Origin of the sequence: Agrobacterium tumefaciens (assembly GCF_005221385.1) — a bacterium.
GTDB lineage: Bacteria > Pseudomonadota > Alphaproteobacteria > Rhizobiales > Rhizobiaceae > Agrobacterium > Agrobacterium tomkonis.
The window spans coordinates 602,017-618,663 of the sequence record NZ_CP039903.1; the positions used below are offsets into that span (position 1 = coordinate 602,017).

At 60.3% G+C, this 16,647-nt stretch carries 17 protein-coding genes; 12 read left to right on the forward strand and 5 right to left on the reverse strand.

The window, feature by feature from the left end; genetic code table 11:
* Positions 1-80: 80 nt before the first annotated feature.
* Both CFBP6623_RS03000 and CFBP6623_RS03010 read right to left on the reverse strand, forming a co-directional pair.
* Positions 81-1,091 carry an ABC transporter substrate-binding protein gene (locus tag CFBP6623_RS03000; protein ID WP_046798608.1) on the reverse strand — a complete coding sequence of 337 codons (1,011 nt, stop codon included), beginning with the start codon at positions 1,089-1,091 and terminating at the stop codon, positions 81-83.
* A 498-nt stretch (positions 1,092-1,589) separates the two neighbouring features.
* Positions 1,590-3,689 (reverse strand): S9 family peptidase, encoded by a 2,100-nt coding sequence (locus tag CFBP6623_RS03010; protein ID WP_080842211.1) that lies wholly within the window; start codon positions 3,687-3,689, stop codon positions 1,590-1,592.
* Positions 3,690-3,925: 236 nt separating this feature from the next.
* Here CFBP6623_RS03010 and CFBP6623_RS03015 point away from each other — a divergent pair, with 236 nt between their 5' ends.
* From CFBP6623_RS03015 to CFBP6623_RS03030, 4 genes are all read left to right on the forward strand, one after another.
* Positions 3,926-4,327 carry a DUF930 domain-containing protein gene (locus CFBP6623_RS03015; protein ID WP_046798610.1) on the forward strand — a complete coding sequence of 134 codons (402 nt, stop codon included), beginning with the start codon at positions 3,926-3,928 and terminating at the stop codon, positions 4,325-4,327.
* A gap of 105 nt (positions 4,328-4,432) precedes the next feature.
* The gene (locus CFBP6623_RS03020) at positions 4,433-5,341 is read left to right on the forward strand and encodes a dihydrodipicolinate synthase family protein (protein ID WP_046798611.1); all 909 of its coding nucleotides are present in this window, start codon (positions 4,433-4,435) and stop codon (positions 5,339-5,341) included.
* Positions 5,342-5,403: 62 nt separating this feature from the next.
* On the forward strand, positions 5,404-6,129 hold the full coding sequence (locus CFBP6623_RS03025; protein ID WP_046798612.1) for a polysaccharide deacetylase family protein: 726 nt from the start codon (positions 5,404-5,406) through the stop codon (positions 6,127-6,129).
* A gap of 254 nt (positions 6,130-6,383) precedes the next feature.
* Positions 6,384-7,469, forward strand: coding sequence for a bifunctional transcriptional activator/DNA repair enzyme AdaA (locus CFBP6623_RS03030; RefSeq protein WP_046798613.1), 1,086 nt, complete (start codon positions 6,384-6,386; stop codon positions 7,467-7,469).
* Positions 7,470-7,812: 343 nt separating this feature from the next.
* Here the strand turns inward: CFBP6623_RS03030 and CFBP6623_RS03035 are convergent, their stop codons facing one another.
* Positions 7,813-8,997, reverse strand: a complete 1,185-nt coding sequence (locus CFBP6623_RS03035) for an AI-2E family transporter (protein ID WP_046798614.1) — start codon at positions 8,995-8,997, stop codon at positions 7,813-7,815.
* An 87-nt stretch (positions 8,998-9,084) separates the two neighbouring features.
* On the reverse strand, positions 9,085-9,945 hold the full coding sequence (locus tag CFBP6623_RS03040; protein WP_080842209.1) for a VOC family protein: 861 nt from the start codon (positions 9,943-9,945) through the stop codon (positions 9,085-9,087).
* On the opposite strand from CFBP6623_RS03040, the gene CFBP6623_RS03045 reads away from it, so the two are divergent.
* The 5 genes from CFBP6623_RS03045 to CFBP6623_RS03065 all read left to right on the forward strand — a co-directional run bounded on the left by CFBP6623_RS03045 (position 9,928) and on the right by CFBP6623_RS03065 (position 12,642).
* Positions 9,928-10,176 (forward strand): hypothetical protein, encoded by a 249-nt coding sequence (locus CFBP6623_RS03045; protein ID WP_080842691.1) that lies wholly within the window; start codon positions 9,928-9,930, stop codon positions 10,174-10,176. The genes CFBP6623_RS03040 and CFBP6623_RS03045 overlap by 18 nt on opposite strands.
* A 48-nt stretch (positions 10,177-10,224) precedes the next feature.
* Positions 10,225-10,635: a universal stress protein gene (locus tag CFBP6623_RS03050; protein WP_046798616.1), complete on the forward strand. Its 411-nt coding sequence runs from the start codon at positions 10,225-10,227 to the stop codon at positions 10,633-10,635.
* Positions 10,636-10,695: 60 nt separating this feature from the next.
* Positions 10,696-11,016 carry a TraR/DksA family transcriptional regulator gene (locus CFBP6623_RS03055; RefSeq protein WP_046798617.1) on the forward strand — a complete coding sequence of 107 codons (321 nt, stop codon included), beginning with the start codon at positions 10,696-10,698 and terminating at the stop codon, positions 11,014-11,016.
* 337 nt (positions 11,017-11,353) lie between these two features.
* Complete coding sequence (gene trhA, locus CFBP6623_RS03060) at positions 11,354-12,022, forward strand: PAQR family membrane homeostasis protein TrhA (RefSeq protein WP_046798618.1); 669 nt, start codon at positions 11,354-11,356, stop codon at positions 12,020-12,022.
* Between the two features lie 122 nt (positions 12,023-12,144).
* On the forward strand, positions 12,145-12,642 hold the full coding sequence (locus CFBP6623_RS03065; RefSeq protein WP_046798619.1) for a GNAT family N-acetyltransferase: 498 nt from the start codon (positions 12,145-12,147) through the stop codon (positions 12,640-12,642).
* Between the two features lie 216 nt (positions 12,643-12,858).
* Here the strand turns inward: CFBP6623_RS03065 and msrB are convergent, their stop codons facing one another.
* On the reverse strand, positions 12,859-13,266 hold the full coding sequence (msrB, locus tag CFBP6623_RS03070) for a peptide-methionine (R)-S-oxide reductase MsrB (RefSeq protein WP_046798941.1): 408 nt from the start codon (positions 13,264-13,266) through the stop codon (positions 12,859-12,861).
* Between the two features lie 202 nt (positions 13,267-13,468).
* On the opposite strand from msrB, the gene CFBP6623_RS03075 reads away from it, so the two are divergent.
* Genes CFBP6623_RS03075 through CFBP6623_RS03085 form a run of 3 tightly spaced genes read left to right on the forward strand, consistent with a single transcriptional unit; the run spans position 13,469 to position 16,634 of the window.
* Positions 13,469-15,841 carry a putative monovalent cation/H+ antiporter subunit A gene (locus tag CFBP6623_RS03075; RefSeq protein WP_046798620.1) on the forward strand — a complete coding sequence of 791 codons (2,373 nt, stop codon included), beginning with the start codon at positions 13,469-13,471 and terminating at the stop codon, positions 15,839-15,841.
* Complete coding sequence (locus CFBP6623_RS03080; RefSeq protein WP_046798621.1) at positions 15,838-16,257, forward strand: Na+/H+ antiporter subunit B; 420 nt, start codon at positions 15,838-15,840, stop codon at positions 16,255-16,257. Before CFBP6623_RS03075 ends, CFBP6623_RS03080 begins: the two co-directional genes overlap by 4 nt.
* Positions 16,257-16,634: a Na+/H+ antiporter subunit C gene (locus CFBP6623_RS03085; protein WP_046798622.1), complete on the forward strand. Its 378-nt coding sequence runs from the start codon at positions 16,257-16,259 to the stop codon at positions 16,632-16,634. The genes CFBP6623_RS03080 and CFBP6623_RS03085 overlap by 1 nt, the downstream gene beginning before the upstream one ends.
* The last annotated feature ends 13 nt before the right edge of the window (positions 16,635-16,647 follow it).

Consider the following 16,647-nt stretch of genomic DNA (forward strand, 5'->3'; position numbering starts at 1 on the left):
GCCGATCTCCCCCCTTGAGGGGGAGATGCCCGGCAGGGCAGAGGGGGGTAAGCGGCTTGCGCCAACCCCACCCAAAACGATCACATCGAAGCCTTGATCTTCTCCGCCACCTCGGCCGGAACCCACTTTGTCCAGGTTTCCTCATGGTTCTCGAGGAAATATTCCGCGCCATCCTCGTTGGTGCCCTGGTTCTCATCCATCCAGGCGAGGATTTCGGCGACCATCTTGTTGTCCCAGTTGCGGGCCTTGAGATAATCCATCGTCACCCCGGCCTTGCCTTCGAAATCCTTAGTGATGACGGTAAAGACATCGGCCACCGGATAGGCGTTGACCTTGGGATCGGCGCAATCGACCTTGGCCGTGCACTCGTCAAAATGGGCGCGGTCGAGTTCGACGCCGTCATCCAGCTTCACCATCTCGTATTTGCCGAGAATGGCGGTGGGCGACCAGTAATAACCGAGCCAGCCCTGCTTCTTTTCAAACGCATTGGCGATGGAGCCGTCGAGGCCGGCGGCAGAGCCGGTATCGACCAGTGTGAAGCCCTTTTTGTCGCCTTCGCGCGCCTTGTAAAGATTGGTGGTGGTCACCTGGCAGTTCCAGCCGGAGGGGCAATTATGTACGGCGCCCTTGCTGGCATCCTCCGGAGCGGGGAAGAGTTCGGGATGTTTCAGCGCATCCTCGACGGTCTTGATATCTGGGTGTGCGTCGGCGATGAATTTCGGGATCCACCAGCCTTCGATACCGCCTTCGGAAAGAATTTTGGACGCTTCGACCATGCGGCCGTCCTTGACGGCGGCGTCGAGCGGTTCGCGCACGGCGTTCACCCACAATTCGGGCGCCATGTCCGGCTGGCCCTTTTCGTTCATGGAGGCGAAGGTCGGCATGGTATCGCCGCTGACGACGTTGACCGTGCAGTCATAGCCGTTTTCCATGATGAACTTGTCGACGTAAGCCGCGACACCGGCGGATGCCCAGTTCATTTCGGCGATGGTGATGCTGCCGCACTCTTCGGCGGCATTGGCGGAATTTGCTGCACCGGCAGCGATGATAAAGCCCGTTACGAGAATGGTCGAGGCTAGGAGTTTCTTCATGGTGTAAGACCCCCAAGTCTGATGCAGTGTTTTCAATTGGCAAAGCGGGAGCACTGCAAAGCCCGGATTGCCAAGGGCGAACTGACATGGCGCGTGAAAAAGCCGAAAAAATCCGGCATAAAGAATATCCGCAAGACGTGCTGCGGGAATGCCGCAAGAGGTGCGGCGAAAAGGCGCATGAATATGTCAACGACCGGCATAATACGGCCAAAAAGTGATATTGCAACGCGAAAAGGCGCATTGCAGCCATGCATTCGATTTTCGGAACATTTTCTCATGTCGGGTAATACATGAGAGTTATTTGCTTTTATGTCAGATATATTGTTAGTTACAGTAACAGAAAATAAAAATTCACTAGTGACGAAAGTGGCATTTGTAGAAAAGGCACAGTCGAGATTTTGTGGAAAAAATATTCAAAAAGAGGTTTTTTGCAGGTATTTTCGTTCGGGATAATGTCGGGCGACGGTTTAGTCCGTCGCCCGTTCGGCAGTTAGCGTGTCATGCCGCGTCCTTGCCCGCCACCTTCAGCGCGAAGGCATATTCGAAGGCGATTTCTTCCAGCCGCTGGAAACGGCCGGATTTGCCGCCATGGCCGGCCGCCATGTTGGTCTTGAGCAGGATCGGGGCTTCCCCCGTCGTCTTTTCGCGCAGCTTCGCCACCCATTTGGTCGGTTCCCAATAGGTCACGCGCGGGTCGGTAAGGCCTGAAAGCGCAAGGATCGGCGGATAGGGTTTCGCACCGACATTGTCGTAGGGGCTGTAGGCGGCGATCCATTGATATTCCTCTGCCGATTCCAGCGGATTGCCCCATTCCGGCCATTCCGGCGGAGTGAGCGGCAGCGTGTCATCCAGCATGGTGGTCAGCACGTCCACGAAGGGAACGGCGGCGATGATGCCGGCGAATTTTTCCGGCGCCATGTTGGCGACAGCCCCCATCAGCATGCCGCCGGCCGAGCCGCCTTCGGCGATGATGCCCTCATAGGAGGTGAAACCTTCCTGAACCAGATGGTCGGCAGCGGCGATGAAGTCCTTGAAGGTGTTCTGCTTGTCCTCCATCTTGCCGGTTTCATACCATTCGAAACCCTTGTCCTTGCCGCCGCGGATATGGGCGATGGCATAGATGAAACCACGGTCGGCGAGCGACAGCGTCGTGGTGGAGAAGGAAGCGGGAATGCTGATGCCGTAAGCGCCGTAGCCATAAAGCAGGCACGGGGCCGAACCGTTAAGCGCTACATCCTTGCGGTAGAGCAGGGAGACCGGCACCAGCTCGCCATCATGGGCGGGCGCCATGATGCGGCGGGTGATGTAATCGTCCGGATTGTGGCCGGAAGGTACTTCCTGCGTCTTCAGAAGCGTGCGCTCGCGCGTCACCATATCGTAATCGAACAGCTGGCTCGGCGTCGTCATCGACGAATAGGAGAAGCGGATGACATCCGTGTCATACTCCGCCGCGCCATGCAGGCCGAGGGAATAGGCTTCCTCGGCAAAGGCGATGGAATGTTCCTCGCCGGTGCGGCGATCGCGGATGACGATGCGCGGCAGGCCGTCGCGGCGTTCAAGCCAGATCAGGTGGCGGGCATAGGCATCGACGGAAAGAATGAGACGGCCCGGCTCATGCGGCACGACTTCTTTCCAGTTTTCCTTGCCGGGCGCGGTCACCGGCGCTTCCACGATGCGGAAATCCTTGGCGTCGCCATCATTGGTGAGGATGAAGAAGACGTCGCCGCCTTCGCACATCGAATATTCGATGCCCTCTTCGCGCTCCGCTACGATAGCAGGCTCGGCGGTCAGGTCCCCCGTGGAAAGGATGCGATATTCGCTGGTCTCATGGTCGTGAATGTCGATGAAGATGAAATCGTCGAGAACCGACGCGCCAACGCCCATGAAGAAACCGGGATCCTTTTCCTCATAAACCAGCCGGTCGGCCGATTGCGGCTCGCCGATGATATGGTGGAAGACCTTGGAGGGGCGATGGTTTTCATCCTGCAGCGTGTAGAAGAAGCTCTTGCCATCGGGTGCCCACGCGCCGCCACCGCCGGTATTTTCCACGACGTCGGCAAGGTCTTCGCCGGTTTCGAGGTTACGGATGCGCAGGGTGAAATATTCCGAACCCTTGTCGTCATAACCCCAGATGCCGTGACTGTGATCGGAGGACTGGTCGAGGCCGGCAAGACGGAAATAATCCTTGCCTTCGGCCTCCTTGTCGCCATCAAGCAGCACATGTTTTTCACCGCCGCCGCGCGGGGTGCGGAAATAATGCGGCTGCTCGCCGCCGGTCACGAACAGCGTGCCATAGGCGTAAGGCCCGTCATTGACCGGCACGGAGGAATCGTCCTGCTTGATGCGGCCCTTCATTTCCGTAAACAGCTTTTCCTGAAGCGCCTTGGTGTCGCCCATGGCCGTTTCCATATAGGCGTTTTCCGCCTCCAGATGGGCGCGGATCGACGGGTCGAGCAGGGTCGGGTCCTTGAACATGGCCTGCCAGTTATCGGCCCGGAACCATGCGTAATCGTCGGTGCGGGTAATGCCGTGATGCGTGTCCTGAACGGGCCTTTTTTCGGCGGTCGGTGCGGCGGGCAGGTTCTTGAAAATCGGCAATGGAAACTCGCTTTCCTATAAAAATCCATGGGCAATACCAAGGTGTGGCACCAAGATGTAGAGTGACCCTCGCGGCCGATCAAGTTTCAAATCTCCACAGGCGTAATGCGGCTTGGGCACAATTTGGTCAGCTTTCGATCACATTTTGGCAATATCCGGCAAATCAGCGATGATGCGCGCCGGTCTCCGGCCCGCCGTCTATCGACAAGAACAAACGAAAAAACTGACAGGACCCCATGCGAAAGCTTCTTCCCGCTGCCCTTTCTGCCTTTTTCCTCAGCTTGCAGGCCTTTACCCCCGCTTTTGCAATCGACGCCAGCGTCATGCGGCAGCTGAATGCGCTTGCTCCTGAAGAGCGTCTGGAGCAGCGCTGCGATATCGAGGCGATGGAAAGGATAGCGACGGAGCAGAAGGGCATGCGGCCGGACAAGGTCATCGCCTATACTTTCGGCGATCCGGAAGTCGGCAAGAACTCCATCAAGGCGCCGGGTGCGGTCTTCAGAAGTTCCGGCGAATGGTACAAGCTCAAATACAAATGCCAGCTGAAGAGCGACAGCCTCAGCATCCAGTCCTTTGATTACCGCGTTGGCGACAGGATTCCCGAGGAGCAGTGGAAGAAGTTGTATCTTTATGACTAAGCAAGGATTTTTTCGGTTGTCGGCAGGCGTTTAGCCGCCACTTTTCTTGCCGCTCCGCCACCGGCTCTGTAACCCTGCCGCCTGATCAAAGCGAGGGAGACGGGCATGGCGATACGATTCAAGGGACTTTCGGCTTTTCCGATCACGCCGGCCGATGAGGCCGGGCGGGTGGACACGCAGGCCTTCTCCGCCCTCATCGAGCGGCTGGATGCGGCGGCGGTCGATTCCATCGGCATCCTCGGCAGCACCGGCATCTATATGTATCTTACGCGGGAAGAGAGACGCCGCGCCATCGAGGCGGCAGCCGCCATCCTCAAGCGCAAGCGCATATTGATGGCCGGTGTCGGTGCCTTGCGCACCGATGAGGCCGTGGCGCTGGCGAAGGATGCGGAAGCGGCCGGTGCCGATGCGCTGCTGCTCGCACCCGTCTCCTACACGCCGCTGACGCAGGAAGAGGCCTATCATCATTTCGCCGCCGTGGCGGGCGCAACGGCGCTGCCGCTTGCCATCTACAACAACCCGACGACAACGCGCTTTACCTTCAGCGACGAGCTTCTGGTGCGGCTTGCCTACATCCCGAATATCCGCGCCATCAAGATGCCGCTACCGGCCGATTCCGATTATGCGGGTGAACTCGCGCGGCTGAGGCCGAAGCTGTCGGATAATTTCGCCATTGGTTACAGCGGTGACTGGGGCTGCGCCGAGGCGACACTTGCCGGTGGCGATACCTGGTACAGCGTCGTTGCCGGGCTGCTGCCAGTTCCAGCCCTGCAATTGATGCGGGCGGCTCAGGCCGGCAATGCGGAGGAGGCAAAAAGGCTCGATGCGGCCTTCCAGACGCTCTGGGCGCTGTTCAAGGAATTCGGCAGCATCCGCGTGGTGTACGCCGCCGCCAACATCCTGCAACTGACGGCGTGCGAACCGCCCCGGCCGATCCTGCCGCTCACCAGCGCGGAACGCCAGCGGGTGGAAGAGGCGCTTGAAGCCCTGTCCGCGCTGGAAACCGCGCCATAATTCGGGCGCTTTACGGGCGGATTGCCACGGGATTATACGTTATTACACTGCGGAAAACGAAAATGATGCGTCGCTTCCTCCTTGCTGTCTTGTTTGCCTCTGCCGCGTCGGCCGCGCTCGCGGGCACCGGGCTGGTCGAGCCGACGCTGAAGATGACGCCGCAGCATGACGGCAAGGTGCGGGTGGCGATGACGCTTGATGCCTGCATGGGCAAGACCGATCACCGCATCCTCGATACGCTGGTACGCGAGCGCATCCCCGCGACGATCTTCGTCACCGCCCGCTGGCTGAAACACAATGGCGAGGCGCTCGCCGTGCTCATGGCGCATCCGGACCTCTTCGAGATCGAAAACCACGGCGAAAACCATGTGCCGGCGGTGGACAAGCCCGTTTCCATCTATGGCATCGCCGCCGCAGGTTCTGAAATGGCGGTCGAGCAGGAAGTGGAGGGCGGCCGTCAGGCCATCGTCGCCGCCACCGGCCTCCAGCCGCAATGGTTCCGCGGTGCGACGGCGAAATATACCAATTCCTCCATGGCCACCATCAACCGGCTCGGCATGCGGGTGGCCGGTTATTCCGTCAATGGCGATGGCGGCTCGCTGCTGGGCGCGGGCGCGACGGCAAAACACATCGCCTCGGCAAAAGACGGCGATGTCATCATCTCCCACATCAACCAGCCCACCCATGAAGCGGGCGAAGGCGTGGTGAAAGGCCTTCTGGCGCTGAAGGCGCGCGGCGTGATTTTCACGCGTCTCGACGACCCGTCCTTCGCACCGCCGGGGAATTGATCCGCAAGGTCGCCGCCCGTTTCTTCTCCCCGCCGGGAGAAGATGCCCGAAGGGCAGGTGAGGGGGCAACCTCTCCGCATATCTCTGCCCTTGCCCCTCATCCGGCGCTGCGCGCCACCTTCTCCCTGGCGGGGAGAAGAAATATGTCGCACCGGCTTGGCCGTGAAACGGCGCGGACACAAGCCGATAACATCCTCTACATCCATGCCCGTTTTTCGGCGGCGCGCCGGAAAAATTTGCGCTAGCATCCTCCCATGATGCTGTTCAAACGCCCCGACACCGAAACCCTGTATTCCGCCCTTGTGAACAAGGATCCCGCCTATGAAGGCGTGGCCTATGTCTGCGTGACCTCGACCAAGATTTTCTGCCGCTTCACCTGCACGGCGCGAAAGCCGAAGATCGAGAATTGCCGGTTCCGCGAGACCATCGCCGAATGCCTGGAGGCGGGTTTCCGCCCCTGCAAGCGCTGCAAGCCGATGCTCGCCTACGGCACCGCCGACGAGACCGTCACCTCGCTTCTGACGGCGCTGGAAAACGAACCGGCGCGGCGCTGGCGAGAGGAGGATGTGGTGGCGTTGGGACACGACCCTTCCACCGTGCGCCGCACCTTCAAGCGTCGTTTCGGCATGAGTTTTCTGGAAATCGCCCGGCTGCGCCGGCTGGGGGATGCGGCGACGAGCCTTGCCTCGGGTGAGGCGGTGATCGGCGCGCAGATCGATGCGGGTTACGAATCCGGCAGCGGCTTTCGCTCGGCGATCAACCAGTTCTTCGGCACGTCGCCCGTCGCCATGAAGGGCAAGGGGTTTTTGAAAGGTGACTGGATCGATACGCCGATCGGCCCGATGCTGGTCGTTGCCGACGATCATGCCCTGCATCTGCTCGAATTCGCCGACCGGCCGGCCCTTCCAGCCGAGCTGAAGCGGCTGAAGGCCCGCACCGGCGCGGATATGGTGCTTGGCCGCACCGCGGTGATCGGCCAGATCGCGGCGGAACTTGCCGCCTATTTCGCCGGCAGCTCAGCGGCCTTCGAAACCCGGCTTGCCGGCCACGGCACGCCCTTCGAGCGCGATGTCTGGCAGAACTTGCGGCAAATTCCGGTGGGTGAGATCGTCAGCTATTCCTCGCTCGCAAACACCATGGAAAGACCTTCCGCCGTGCGCGCCGTGGCCCGCGCCAATGGCGCCAACCAGATCGCCATCGTCGTTCCCTGCCACCGGGTGCTGGGGGCGGATGGCAGCCTGACCGGATATGGTGGCGGTCTATGGCGCAAGAAATGGCTGATCGAGCACGAGCGCCGTATGGCGCAGGCGCAGGGGCAGCGAATGCCGCTCGCTTCCTGAGCGGCCTGGCTGTTGGGTTTCGGGAGGTTGTTCATTTAGTTGAGCGGGGTGCGTGGGGCTTTACCCCCCTCTGCCCTGCCGGGCATCTCCCCCACAAGGGGGGAGATCGATCTGCGGCTAGGTTTCGACGATCACAACGGTCGAGGATGAAGTGGCGAGAGAGCGTCTTGCCGATCTCCCCCCTTGTGGGGGAGATGCCCGGTAGGGCAGAGGGGGTAAACCCACGCGCCCGCCGTCAACGGACAACCTCCTGAAAACACCTGGAGCGGTTTCGCTTTTCTCTCAATCACGAAAACCCTTAAATCCCCTTCTTCTGTCGCATTTCCAGCCGGAAAGCCGCCGGTCAATCCGGCAATTTCGGCACCACCCGGCGCGAGGGAAACAACTCCCGCGTCACCGTCATGGCAATCAGCGATAGGGGCAGGGCCAGCATGGCGCCGGCCGCCCCCCACATCCATGTCCAGAAGATGATCATCACGAAGACGAGGAAGGGGTTGATCTCCATGTTGCGGCCCACGACAGCCGGAAAGGCGAGGTTTTCCATCAACAGGTGAATGGTGAAGAATATTGCCGCCGGCAGAAGCGCCAGAACGATGTTGTCATGGGTGATGATACCGGCCACCGTCAGCGAAATCGTCATGGCGGTAATGCCGAGAAACGGCACGAAGCTGGAGAGGAAGGCGAACAGCCCCCAGAGCAGCGGCATGGCCAGCCCGCCAAGATAGGCGATAACCACCATCGTCACGCCAAGTCCGGCATAGATCAGCGCTGCCGTGGCGAAATAGGTGCCGAGGACTTCTTCCACGGAGCCAATGATGCGGATGGTGCGTAGCCGCTGGTGGCGGGCCGGAAAGGCCATGATGATCGCCTTGCGCAGCCGCAGCCGGCTATAAAGGAACATCAGCAGTGCGGCGAGGAAGATCAGCCCCTGAATGACCGCCGGGGTGACGTTGGCGCCGAGCACGGAGATGATCTCGCCGCTGCGCGAAATCAGCGATTCCATCGACATCGATCCCATGCTGAAACTCGCCGCCGAAATATTCAGCCATCTGAGGCTTTGCAGATAGGGCAGGAAACGGTCGATGCTGCGCTCCACCAGCGCCGGCCCTTCCGAAGCGAGCAGGGAAAGCGGCTCGGTCAGTGAATTGACCACGAAGAACATCACCGCCGCCACGAGAGAGGAGAGGATGAGCGCGACGCCGAAGCCGGGAATGCCGTAGGAGCCGAGTTTTTCGGCGGCGATGCCGAGGATCATGCCGACCACGATGGCCATTACCACCGGGATGAGGATGAGCGACAATTCGTGGATGACCGCCATCAGCATGATGAGGAAGATGCCGATCACCGACCATGCGACAACGACATCAAGCGCTTCGCGGCCGAGCGGCTGCTGGCTACGCGCATCGTCGCGGCGTGAACCGGAGGCAGGGGTTTCCAGCGGATCGGCCCTTGTCGCCGGGGCGGCTGCGTTGCTGGCCACGTGATGGCCGAAAGTGCCGGTTTTGTCCGGTCTGGCATTTTCATTCATTGAACGGTCCCCCAATCAAGGGACAAACGTTCGAAAAATATGGCGGTTCCGAGGCGGCGCAAATTTTTGGCCGCCCCTTTTTTATGTTTATGCGGAAAGCTTTAGTCCGATGCCCCAAGGGTCTTTCAGGACGATGCCATCGCTTTGCCGCTCCGTTGTGATTTCCAGCCGGTCGAGCGCGGCGACAGCCTTGTCGAGTGCTTCAGGCTCGTTGAATTTCAGCGAGTAACCGGAAAGCCCCGTCATATTGTCCTTGCGTGCCGCAGCACCCCGGCTGTTCCAGATATTGGCGGCCACATGGTGGTGATAGGCCCCGGAGCCGAAGAAGCTCGCGCCCGGATAACGCGCCATGATGTTCAGGCCCAGCACGTCCTGATAAAATTCATCCGCCTGCGGAATATTGCCGACCTGCAGGTGAATATGGCCGATGGCGGTTCCCTCCGCCGCACCTGCGAATGCGGTTTTCGGTGCGCTGTCGTAAAGCGCCTGAAGATTGAGGGCGAGGGTGGCCATCTCCACCGTGCCGTCGGGCTGGTAGGTCCATTCGGATGGTGAACGGTCGCGATAGACCTCGATGCCGTTACCTTCGGGGTCGGCAAGGTAGATCGCCTCGCTGACCAGATGGTCGGATGCGCCCTGAAGCTGGACGTTGTTATGCGCGGCATGCGCCAGCCATTGCGCCAGATCATCGCGGCTCGGCATCAGGAAGGCGGTGTGGAACAGGCCGGCGGCATTGCGCGGTGCGCGTTCCGCCGTGTTGGAGGTGGAAAGCGTCAAGAGCGGCTGGCCATTCACGCCCAGAACCTCGCCGCTCGGGGTCTTTTCAAGCACCGAAAGGCCGATGATCTTCTGGTAGAAATCCGAAACGCGCGGCAGGTCGTGGACAACGAGATGAGCCTGGCCGACATAGGCCGGTCGCGTCAGGGCGAATTGTTTGATTTCACTCATCATAATCTCCATATTGAATATGACGCACCGGAAAGCGGATCGGCGGTCACCGGCATTGGCCGACGCCGCTTTGCGGCGTTTGTCTGTGGTGAATATGGGCGGATTTCGTCGTTCAGCAAAGATCGCCGTCTGGCGATTGACCGTCCACTATTCGTTGACAATGCCCTGTTGCGAGACCGGCACAGCCTTGACTTCGATCAAGGCGGATCAAGCGATGGCAGGGAAATATGAGCTTGAGCACGACACGCGAAACGGCGGAATAAGCCAAAGGAGACAGCCATGTACAAGAAGATCATCGTACCGGTAGACCTCAGCGCCACCGACAAGGGGGAAAAGATCCTTGAAAAGGCCAAGGCGCTGCTGGACGCCGATGGCGAGATCGTCCTCATCAACGTGGTTGAGGAACTGCCCGGCTACATGGCGATCGACCTGCCCGTCGATCTTATCGAAAACGCCATCAAGGACGCCAAGACGAAACTTGCGGACCTGAAGGCAAAGTTCGGTTTCAAGGGCAGCCAGGAAATCCGCAGCGGCGCGCCAGCGCGTGAGATCATCGCCGCCGCCGAGCAGCACAAGGCGGACCTGATCATCATCGCCTCGCATACGCCGGATTTCAGCAATTATTTCATCGGCGCCACCGCCGACCGCGTGGTGCGCCACGCCAAATGCTCGGTGCTGGTGGACCGGTAACCGGGCTAAGATGCAAGGGTGCGGGCGAATGGCCGCCCGCATCGGCTGGAGGAAAACACCATGAATGTCGAGAGTTACGAGAAAATCCTGCGCGACCGCCAGCGTGAGCTTTACCGCCGTCTGCACCGGATCGAGGCCGATTTTGAGCAGCCGCGCAATCCCGATGACGAGGAACGCGCCACTGAGCGCAACAATGACGAGGTGCTGGATGAGATGGGCCAGGTTGGGCAGGACGAGCTGCGCGCCATCGACGCGGCGCTCGACCGCATCGCGAGGGGCACCTTCGGCACCTGCGTCAAATGCGGCAAGACGATCTCGGAGGACCGGCTGAAGGCGGTGCCTTACACGCCGTTCTGTCAGGAATGCGCTGCGGCTTTGTAAAACGCCGTTGCAATGAAGGATTGGTTGGTACGACATCACGGCAGATTTCTTCTCCCCGCCGGGGAGAAGGTGGCCCGAAGGGTCGGATGAGGGGGCAAGCTCTCCGAATATCTTTGGCCTCGCCCCCTTATCCCGCTGCCGCAGACTTCTCCCCGGCGGGGAGAAGGAACCCGCGGCCACCGCTCGCTCCAGAGGTGTTCACTGGCGCACGCGAAACGTCACCTCTCCTTTCGCAACAGCCTCGAACGCAATTTGATCGACGTTAACCGGCTGCTGTCTTGTTCCTGTCTAATATTGTCTCCATGCTTTGGTGGAAGCACGCAGACGGGAATGAACTATGAGTGATTTGTGGCGGTTCGGGCGCAAATATGATTTTCACGAGATTGTCGCCGATGGCATCGTTCATGGCGTCGGCATTGTTTTTGCGCTGGTCGGCGCCACGGCGCTGATTTTTTACGCCACCGTCTGGGGTACGCTGAGCGCGATTGCGGCCGCGTGGATTTACGGTCTCGGTCTGGTTGCCTGTCTTTCCGTGTCCTTCACTTACAATATCTGGCCCCATTCCCGGGTAAAATGGTTCCTGCGCCGGCTGGATCATTCGGCGATCTTCATCCTCATCGCCGCCACCTATACGCCCTTCCTGATGCGCGGCATTCACGATCCGCTGATCGCCACCATGCTGGGGCTGATCTGGCTCACCGCGCTCTGCGGTATCCTCCTTAAATGCCTGTTTCCCGGCCGATACGACCGGGTGGCCATTGGTCTTTATCTCGCCATGGGCTGGAGCGGCATCATGGTTGTCGAGCCCCTGTCGTCGCATCTCGCTCCCGTCACGCTCTGGCTGATCGTCGCCGGCGGCGTCATCTATTCGCTTGGCGTGATCTTCCATGTCTGGGAAAAACTGCGCTTCCAGAATGCCATCTGGCACGGTTTTGTCGTCACCGCCGCCGCCATTCATTATTTCGCCGTGGTCACCGCTTTCAGCCTTGTTCCTCTGGCGTCCTGAATAGCCTCCCCATATCGCGCCGGAGACACTGGACAGGCCGCGGCGTCATCGCTTAAGGCTCGTGAGGATCGCGACCGCAACAATGCCGGCGCGTATTCTGCAATGAGCGAGGGCGAAGGATAATGACCGTGGAACTGCGTGACGCGACCGTGGATGATCTCTCCGGCATCATGGAGATTTACAATGATGCGGTCGTGAACACGACGGCGATCTGGAACGACGTGCTGGTCGATCTGGAAAACCGCAAGGAGTGGTTCACTGCGCGCAAGGCGCGGGGCTTTCCGGTCATCGTCGCCATCCTCGACAACAAGGTTGCCGGCTACGCATCCTATGGCGACTGGCGCGCCTTCGACGGCTATCGCCACACCCGCGAACATTCGGTCTATGTGCACAGGCAAGCCCGCGGCCATGGCATCGGCAAGCGGTTGATGCAGGCGCTGATCGACCACGCTTCCGGCAATGACGTGCATGTGCTGATCGCCGCCATCGAAGCGGAAAACACCGCTTCCATCCGCCTGCACGAAAGCCTCGGTTTCAGGGTCGTCGGAAGGTTTTCGGAAGTCGGCACCAAGTTCGGCCGCTGGCTGGATTTGACGTGCATGGAGCTGAAGCTGAGCTAAGAAGCTGAAGGCCACCTGTAGATCGGGCGAGTGCCGCGTTGTTCTTCTCCCCGCCGGGGAGAAGTCCGCGGCAGCGGGATGAGGGGGCGAGCTCTCGGTCTATCGCTGGCGTTGCCCCCTCATTCGACCCTTCGGGCCACCTTCTCCCCGGCGGGGAGAAGAAACTCGCGGCACTGTTTTGCGACACGCAGTCGATTAAGAGGTTTTACCTCTCGCTCAAACCGGCTCGAACACCATCGAATGCCCATTGATACAGTAACGCAGTCCGGTCGGCTTCGGGCCGTCCGGAAAAACGTGGCCGAGATGGCCGCCGCAATTGGCGCAGCGGATTTCGGTGCGCACCATGCCGTGGCTGGCGTCGCGCAGTTCGGTCACCGCGTCCGGTTTGATCGGCTCGAAATAGCTCGGCCAGCCGCAGCCGGCATCGAACTTGGTGTCGGAGAGGAATAGCGGCTCGTCACAGGCGGCACAGCGGTAGAGGCCTTTTTCGGTGGAGTTCCAATAGGGACCGGTAAAAGGGCGCTCCGTGCCGTGCTCGCGCAGAATGTGATATTGCTCCGGCGTCAGCTGTTCACGCCAGTCGGCATCGCTCTTGTTCACTTTGGGGGGTGTCAGATCGCTCATGGAATGATCCTTTCTGTTCTCGCCACAGATAATCATCGCCGCTTCCGATTGAAAGGGGCGGGCGTCATAACGCGTTCGTTATGAGCCGTAAGTGTCGATTTGGGTTGAGATGGCTTTGTCTATGCCTTAACTGGAAAAATCGATTTGAAAAAGAACGCCATTCATTGGCGCGCAGGGGTGGGGGACACCCCGGGAGATGTGAATGACATCAGATGTCACAGCGCTGACATTCCTGTCGCTGTTTTTGCCGTTTCTGGCAGCACTTGCCGCACCGGTGCTGGTGAAAAGGTTTGGGCACAATGCCGCCTGGGTGCTGGCGCTTGCGCCGGGTCTGGCCTTTGTGCATTTCGCGCTGATGCTGCCCGAAATCGCAGCGGGCGGCGTGATTACCGGCGGTTATGCCTGGGTGCCGAGCTTCAATCTCAGCTTTTCCTGGTTCATCGATGGCCTGTCGCTGACCTTCGCTTTGCTGATCACCGGCATCGGCCTGCTGATCGTGCTTTATGCCGGCGGCTATATGAAAGGTCATCCGCAGCAGGGCCGCTTCCTGTCCTTCCTGCTCTTGTTCATGGGAGCCATGCTGGGCGTCGTCGTTTCCGACAGCCTGCTGATGCTGTTCGTCTTCTGGGAGCTGACCTCCATCACCTCCTTCCTGCTGATCGGCTTCGATCATGAGCGCCCGGCCTCGCGCCGCGCCGCACTGCAGGCGCTGGTGGTGACGGGCGGCGGCGGTCTGCTGCTGCTTGCCGGGCTGATCTTCATCTGGGACATCAGCGGCATGACGCAACTGTCTATGCTGGTGCGCGGCGGCGATATATTGCGCGACAGCCCGTTTTATCTGGCGGCGCTGCTTCTGGTCCTCGGTGGCGCCTTCACCAAATCGGCGCAGTTTCCCTTCCATTTCTGGCTGCCCAACGCCATGGAAGCACCGACACCGGTTTCCGCCTATCTGCATTCGGCAACCATGGTGAAGGCCGGCGTCTATCTGCTGATGCGCCTCAACCCGGTTCTCGGAGACACGGCCGCATGGCAGATCCTGCTGCCCTTCTTCGGCGGGCTGACGATGCTCACCGGCGCGCTGCTGGCCGTGCGCCAGACCGATCTGAAGCTGATGCTCGCCTATACCACGGTGTCGTCGCTCGGCCTTTTGGTGATGCTCACCGGTTTCGGCTCCGACCATGCCATCGAGGCGGCCGTTCTTTATCTCGTGGCGCATTCGCTGTTCAAGGGCGCGCTGTTCATGGTCGCCGGCATCATCGACCACGAGACCGGTACGCGCGATGTCACGAAGCTTGGCGGCTTGCGCAAGGCCATGCCTGTCACCTTTGCGGCGGCGCTGGCGGCGGCGATTTCCATGGCTGGCCTGCCGCCATTTTTCGGCTTCCTCGCCAAGGAAGAGATTTATTACGCGCTGGCGCATGGCAATCCGCGCGCCGTGCTGTTTACCGGCATCGCCATTCTCGGCAATGCGCTGATGTTCGCGGTCGCCTTTGCGGTGGGGCTGAAACCCTTCCTCGGCAAGCCGGTGAAAACCCCGAAACACGCGCATGAAGGCCCGCTGCTGCTCTGGCTCGGCCCGGCGCTCCTGGCGCTGAAAGGGCTCACCATCGCGCTTTTTTCCGGCATCGCGCATTTCTACATCTCCATCCCCATGGCAAGCGCCATCGCCGGTGAGCCGCGCCCGGTGGAAATTTCGCTCATTCCCCATATCGGCGTGCCGCTCGGCCTGTCGCTGCTGACGATCGCGCTCGGCATCGTCCTTTATACGCAGCTTGTCCCCCTTCGCAGCCTGGTGGACCGCACGTTCAAGGCGCTGGGAGCCGGGCCGGACAGGGGTTTTGATGTCTTCATCGAAGCGCTGGTGAAAATCTCCTTCCACGTCACACGGCTCATTCAGCCCGGCCGGTTGGAGTTTTACGTCACCGCCACCTTCGCCGTCATCGCCGCCGTGCTGCTTGTGCCGCTGTTTCTTTACGGCGAACTTCCGGCGATGCCCTCTTGGCCGCACGATATTCAGATCCATGAACTGACCTTCATCGCCATTGCGGTGGTGGGGCTTGTTGCGGTGCTGACGGCGTCGAGCCGGCTCACCGCCATTATCGCGCTTGGCATTCAGGGCTTTGCGGTAGCGGTCATTTTCCTGCTGTTCGGTGCGCCCGACCTGTCGTTTACGCAATTCATGGTCGAGACCCTGTCGGTGGTCATTCTGACGCTGGTGATGACGCGGCTTCGCCTGTCGCCGTCGGACCATCGCGGTCTTGGCCAGAAGCTCCTGGACAGCACCATCGCCATTGCCTGCGGAACCGGCTTTGCCCTGTTCCTGATGCGGGCGACGCAAGCGAGCTTCGATAACCGCCTTACGGACTTCTACAATACCTATTCCAAGGTCATCGCCCACGGCGCCAATGTCGTGAACGTCATCATCGTCGATTTCCGCGGTACGGATACGCTGGGCGAAATCGCCGTGGTGATGATTACCGGTCTCGCCATCCTCGCGCTCATCCGCATCCGCCCGGCTGCGTCCGTCAAGGGGCCGGTAAAGACCACGAAGAAGAAGAAGGGAGTGCAGGCATGAATACGCTCATTCTGCGCACCGTCGCCCCGGTCATCACCAGCCTCATGGTGCTCTTCTCGATCTTCGTGCTGCTGCGCGGCCATAACGAGCCGGGTGGCGGTTTCATCGGCGGGCTGATCGCCGTTTCGGCGCTGGCGATCTATGGCATCGCTTATGGCGTGGCGGCTGTCAGGCGCGCCATCGTGTTTCATCCGCTCGCGATTGCAGGAGCGGGTCTGCTGATGGCGATGCTGTCCGGCCTCGTTTCGATTGCTGTCGGCGTGCCGTTCATGACCGGGCTTTGGGTCTATCCGAGCCTGTTTAGCGTTGAAGTGCCGCTTTCCACCGTCATGTCCTTCGATATCGGGGTCTATCTCGTTGTGGTCGGCGCCATCACCTCCATTGCCCTGGCTCTGGAAGAAAGGGAAAGCGACTGATGGAAGCGGTCTTCTCCATTCTCGTCGGCATCTTCTTTTCGGTGGCGATCTATCTCATGCTTTCGCGACACAGCATCCGCGTGCTGCTCGGCATCGCCATTCTCGGCAATGCGGTCAACCTGCTGCTGTTCACCGCAGGCCGGCTGACGCGTGAAGTGCCGCCGATCATCCCGGCCGGCATGGATGCCCTGCCGGCGGGTGCTGCCAATCCGCTGCCGCAGGCGCTGATCCTCACGGCAATCGTGATTTCCTTTTCCTTCTTCTGTTTCCTTCTGGTGCTGACCTGGCGTGCCTTCCAGGAATTGCAGACCGACGATACGGACGAAATGCGCACCGCAGAACCGGCCGGCGAGCCTATGCCGCCGCTCGGTTATTGAGCGGGCGAGGCTG

Excerpts from the sequence above, each read along its gene's own strand:
- CFBP6623_RS03000 (WP_046798608.1), bottom strand. The coding sequence starts at position 1,091 with ATGAAGAAACTCCTAGCCTCGACCATTCTCGTAACGGGCTTTATCATC.
- CFBP6623_RS03015 (WP_046798610.1), top strand. The coding sequence starts at position 3,926 with ATGCGAAAGCTTCTTCCCGCTGCCCTTTCTGCCTTTTTCCTCAGCTTG.
- CFBP6623_RS03020 (WP_046798611.1), top strand. The coding sequence starts at position 4,433 with ATGGCGATACGATTCAAGGGACTTTCGGCTTTTCCGATCACGCCGGCC.
- CFBP6623_RS03025 (WP_046798612.1), top strand. The coding sequence starts at position 5,404 with ATGATGCGTCGCTTCCTCCTTGCTGTCTTGTTTGCCTCTGCCGCGTCG.
- CFBP6623_RS03030 (WP_046798613.1), top strand. The coding sequence starts at position 6,384 with ATGATGCTGTTCAAACGCCCCGACACCGAAACCCTGTATTCCGCCCTT.
- CFBP6623_RS03035 (WP_046798614.1), bottom strand. The coding sequence starts at position 8,997 with ATGAATGAAAATGCCAGACCGGACAAAACCGGCACTTTCGGCCATCAC.
- CFBP6623_RS03040 (WP_080842209.1), bottom strand. The coding sequence starts at position 9,945 with ATGAGTGAAATCAAACAATTCGCCCTGACGCGACCGGCCTATGTCGGC.
- CFBP6623_RS03050 (WP_046798616.1), top strand. The coding sequence starts at position 10,225 with ATGTACAAGAAGATCATCGTACCGGTAGACCTCAGCGCCACCGACAAG.
- CFBP6623_RS03055 (WP_046798617.1), top strand. The coding sequence starts at position 10,696 with ATGAATGTCGAGAGTTACGAGAAAATCCTGCGCGACCGCCAGCGTGAG.
- trhA (WP_046798618.1), top strand. The coding sequence starts at position 11,354 with ATGAGTGATTTGTGGCGGTTCGGGCGCAAATATGATTTTCACGAGATT.
- CFBP6623_RS03065 (WP_046798619.1), top strand. The coding sequence starts at position 12,145 with ATGACCGTGGAACTGCGTGACGCGACCGTGGATGATCTCTCCGGCATC.
- msrB (WP_046798941.1), bottom strand. The coding sequence starts at position 13,266 with ATGAGCGATCTGACACCCCCCAAAGTGAACAAGAGCGATGCCGACTGG.
- CFBP6623_RS03075 (WP_046798620.1), top strand. The coding sequence starts at position 13,469 with ATGACATCAGATGTCACAGCGCTGACATTCCTGTCGCTGTTTTTGCCG.
- CFBP6623_RS03080 (WP_046798621.1), top strand. The coding sequence starts at position 15,838 with ATGAATACGCTCATTCTGCGCACCGTCGCCCCGGTCATCACCAGCCTC.
- CFBP6623_RS03085 (WP_046798622.1), top strand. The coding sequence starts at position 16,257 with ATGGAAGCGGTCTTCTCCATTCTCGTCGGCATCTTCTTTTCGGTGGCG.